The organism is Streptococcus pseudopneumoniae ATCC BAA-960 = CCUG 49455 (assembly GCF_002087075.1).
Taxonomy (GTDB): domain Bacteria; phylum Bacillota; class Bacilli; order Lactobacillales; family Streptococcaceae; genus Streptococcus; species Streptococcus pseudopneumoniae.
Genome location: NZ_MWSM01000053.1, coordinates 1 through 2,577, shown reverse-complemented (window position 1 = coordinate 2,577; position 2,577 = coordinate 1). Strand labels below are relative to the sequence as shown.

1 protein-coding gene, 8 tRNA genes and 1 pseudogene are annotated in these 2,577 nt (G+C 40.5%); 8 read left to right on the top strand and 2 right to left on the bottom strand.

Features of this window, described 5'->3' with window-relative positions:
* Positions 1–24: 24 nt before the first annotated feature.
* The 8 genes from B4W83_RS10225 to B4W83_RS10190 all read left to right on the top strand — a co-directional run bounded on the left by B4W83_RS10225 (position 25) and on the right by B4W83_RS10190 (position 738).
* Positions 25–98, top strand: a tRNA-Met gene (locus B4W83_RS10225).
* 13 nt (positions 99–111) lie between these two features.
* Positions 112–185: transfer RNA gene (locus B4W83_RS10220), tRNA-Ile, on the top strand.
* A gap of 10 nt (positions 186–195) precedes the next feature.
* A tRNA-Ser gene (locus B4W83_RS10215) sits at positions 196–285 on the top strand.
* A 10-nt stretch (positions 286–295) separates the two neighbouring features.
* Positions 296–369, top strand: a tRNA-Met gene (locus B4W83_RS10210).
* Between the two features lie 3 nt (positions 370–372).
* Positions 373–445, top strand: a tRNA-Phe gene (locus B4W83_RS10205).
* A 19-nt stretch (positions 446–464) separates the two neighbouring features.
* Positions 465–535, top strand: a tRNA-Gly gene (locus B4W83_RS10200).
* A gap of 35 nt (positions 536–570) precedes the next feature.
* Positions 571–644: transfer RNA gene (locus B4W83_RS10195), tRNA-Ile, on the top strand.
* Between the two features lie 6 nt (positions 645–650).
* Positions 651–738 (top strand) — tRNA-Ser (locus B4W83_RS10190).
* 227 nt (positions 739–965) lie between these two features.
* On the opposite strand, the gene birA is transcribed toward B4W83_RS10190, so the two are convergent.
* Together birA and B4W83_RS10180 are read right to left on the bottom strand one after the other, a co-directional pair.
* Positions 966–1,901: a bifunctional biotin--[acetyl-CoA-carboxylase] ligase/biotin operon repressor BirA gene (birA, locus tag B4W83_RS10185; RefSeq protein WP_000844510.1), complete on the bottom strand. Its 936-nt coding sequence runs from the start codon at positions 1,899–1,901 to the stop codon at positions 966–968.
* Positions 1,898–2,535 (bottom strand): annotated as a pseudogene (locus B4W83_RS10180) (AraC family transcriptional regulator); the annotation flags it as partial. The gene birA and the pseudogene B4W83_RS10180, both read right to left, overlap by 4 nt.
* Between the last annotated feature and the right edge of the window lie 42 nt (positions 2,536–2,577).

Genomic DNA, 2,577 nt, shown 5'->3' with positions numbered 1-2,577 from the left:
TCGAATCCTGTCTTCCCGATTCATGGCGGTGTAGCTCAGCTGGCTAGAGCGTCCGGTTCATACCCGGGAGGTCGGGGGTTCGATCCCCTTCGCCGCTATAATGATCTTGTCGGACCTTTAGCTCAGCTGGTTAGAGCTCTCGGCTCATAACCGAGTGGTCGTAGGTTCAAGTCCTACAAGGTCCATTTGAATATTGGAGGATTACCCAAGTCCGGCTGAAGGGAACGGTCTTGAAAACCGTCAGGCGTGTAAAAGCGTGCGTGGGTTCGAATCCCACATCCTCCTTTTATATTAACGCGGGATGGAGCAGCTCGGTAGCTCGTCGGGCTCATAACCCGAAGGTCGTAGGTTCAAATCCTGCTCCCGCAATAAGGCTCGGTAGCTCAGTTGGTAGAGCAATGGATTGAAGCTCCATGTGTCGGCGGTTCGATTCCGTCTCGCGCCATTTTATTGATAGTATTTATGCGGGTGTAGTTTAGTGGTAAAACTACAGCCTTCCAAGCTGTTGTCGCGAGTTCGATTCTCGTCACCCGCTTTGAACTTTGTTCAAATTACCAAGTTTTTTAACTTGGGCGCGTAGCTCAGGTGGTTAGAGCGCACGCCTGATAAGCGTGAGGTCGGTGGTTCGAGTCCACTCGTGCCCATTAATTGGAGAATTACTCAAGAGGCTGAAGAGGACGGTTTGCTAAATCGTTAGGTCGGGTAACTGGCGCAAGGGTTCGAATCCCTTATTCTCCGTTTTAATGAGAGTTTGTAACTCTCTTTTTCATTTGGCTCTTTGTCAACTGTAGTGGGTTGAAGTCAGCTAAGCTCGAGAAAGGACAAATTTCGTCCTTTCTTTTTTGATGTTCAGAGCGATAAAAATCCGTTTTTTGAAGTTTTCAGGCTCTTTGTCAACTGTAGTGGGTTGAAGAAAAGCTAAAATCTTTATATATTGTCGATTTTATGGTTGTTCTAATTTATTATTACTTCCAACTCTTGAGAGAAATTTCTCCGCTATTGAGCCAGATTTCTTTTCCGTTATCACATTGCACCAAAAGTTTTCCACTTTCAGAGATGTCTTTAGCAAGTCCCTTGTAGTCTTTTTGATCTAGTGTGAAAGTAACTTCTTTTCCAAGAACGAATGACTGTTTTTTGTATAGGTATAATAGCTCTTCTGCTGGTGTTTCGAAGAAAGTACGCCAGATTTCTATGATCAATTCATTCCTTGTTATAGGAGCTGTAGCTTTAAATAAGCTGGCAGCTTTTTCTTTTAATTCCTGAGGGAAGTCTTTAATAGTGAAATTGATACCTACTCCAATAATGATATCTGTGACTAAGCCAGTTTCTACAGAGGTCATTGCTTCAGTGAGAATTCCTCCAATTTTATGATTGTTTAGGTAGATATCATTGACCCATTTTATGTCGACATCTATTAAAGTTAGGTTCTTAATGGCTTTGTAGACAGCTCCAGCTACAAGTAGTGTGTAGGACGGTAATTTGTCATAGGGAAGATTTGGTTTAAGATGGAGGGTCATATAAATGCCACCTTGAGGAGAGTAGAAGGAGCGTTGAAAACGGCCACGCCCTGCTATTTGATAGGAAGCTAGATAGAGGGTGTTTGCTTCATAGCCTAAATCAATTGCTTCTTTTGCATCTAGTTGTGTTGATTTTGTTTCGGGTTTAAAACTGATTTTAATTGGAAGATTTTCTTCTAGAATCTCTGGAAGAATAAGGTCACCATTCATCAGTTTATATCCTCTATTTTTGATACTATCAATTTCAATCCCTTCTTGTTCTAGTCGCTTGATAGCTTTCCAAATTGATGTTCGGCTTAGGGATAGTTTTTCTGCGATTTTTTCTCCGCTGATATAGTCGGTTTCTTTAGATAGGATTTGGTAGACAGCTTGGTAGGATTTCATAATGTTGCCTTTCTCACTAGTTGGTATTGAGAGTATTCTTTTCTTGTATGACTTGGAGTCTGATTAAAGTATTGTTTATAAGCTTTCGAAAAATGTAGTGGATCTGAAAAACCTACCGAGTATGCAATTACCTTGATGGATTCTTGGGTATTTTCGAGAAGTTGTTTAGCTCGGTGCATTCGAACGTAGAGTAGGTATTCTTTGGGTGATAAGGTATTAAATTCTTTGAATACGCTTGATAAGTAGCTTCTGTGAACGGATAGTTCTTTTGTTAAATCTTGAATTGTAAGTGATTGAGGATAGTGGCTATCAATTAATCGTTTGCATTCAAGATAGAGTTGGTAGGTTGATGAAATATTCTTTTTTCTGATTGGGAGCAATAGTTCCCAGATGAAACATCAGTTCATGGAGTTGTCCCATGATATGGAGTTGAGCTAATTCATTGGATTTTGTAATCTGAGCGAAGCGAACAATGTCTGAGATGAGTTTTGCAGTAGTCTGGGTATGACAAGTTTCAGATTGGATGAGATAGGATTGATCAGAAATTTGAGAAAGGGCAAAAAAAATCAGGAGCTTTCCCTCCAGTGATTCCTAACCAGTAGTAGGCCCAAGGTTCTTTACTATCTGCTTGATATAGTCATTTAGTTTTAAAAAGCGTTCCAAACATTCAAAAATA